Source organism: Oleiphilus sp. HI0132, from assembly GCF_001635845.1.
In genome coordinates this window covers 1-791 of sequence record NZ_LWGJ01001409.1, presented here as the reverse complement: position 1 = coordinate 791, position 791 = coordinate 1, and the positions used below count along the sequence as shown (strand labels likewise).

Annotated in this window: 1 protein-coding gene; it reads right to left on the bottom strand. The window is 49.8% G+C overall.

Features of this window, described 5'->3' with window-relative positions:
* The coding region (locus A3766_RS21535; protein ID WP_156509034.1) for an AMP-binding protein at nucleotides 1–791 on the bottom strand (791 nt) is incomplete at both ends.

The window sequence follows — 791 nt, the reverse complement described above, 5'->3', positions numbered from 1 at the left end:
TTGGCGATAGGTAAGCCCAATCCAGGCGGTGTTTGGGTTTGTGTAATCTGGGCACAGCTAGACCAAACGGTGGTTTCAGTTGGGCCATACATGTTCCAAAGCTCACTACAGCGTTGAAGTAGCTCTTCAGCTAAATCCAATGGCAATGCTTCGCCACCGCACAGTGCTTTTAATCTAGGCTCACCCTGCCAGCCACTACTGATCAGCAATCGCCAGGTGGCGGGTGTTGCTTGCATGAAGTTTGCCTGATGCTTTATCAGCAAGCTTAATAAACGTCGACCATCACTACTATCCTGTTTCTTGGCAATAATGATTTTGGCGCCGACCCAGAGTGGCAAGTAGAGTTCAAGTACGGCAATATCAAAAGACAAAGTTGTTACTGCCATCAGGGTATCATCAGCCTGGAGCCCTGGCTTTTCGGCCATGCTGTGTAAGAAGTTCATGACGGAAGCATGGGGTACCACAACGCCTTTAGGCTTTCCGGTAGAACCGGAGGTATAGATGATATACGCAGCTGTATCCTCAGGGATTGTTACATCTGGGCAAGCTGTGTTCTGCTGTGATAGACGTTCAGAAATCAGATCGGTATTGAGTATGTGTGCAACAGAAGGCAGGCGCTTGATATGCGTTTCTTGAGTGACTAGGTGTTGTAAGCCCGAGTCTTCAATCATGTACGCCAAACGATCATCGGGGAAGTCAGGGTCAAGCGGGACATAGCTGGCGCCGACTTTCAATATGCCAATTAGGGCCGCGAGCATATGCTGAGAGCGGTCCAGGCACAAGCCAACGCG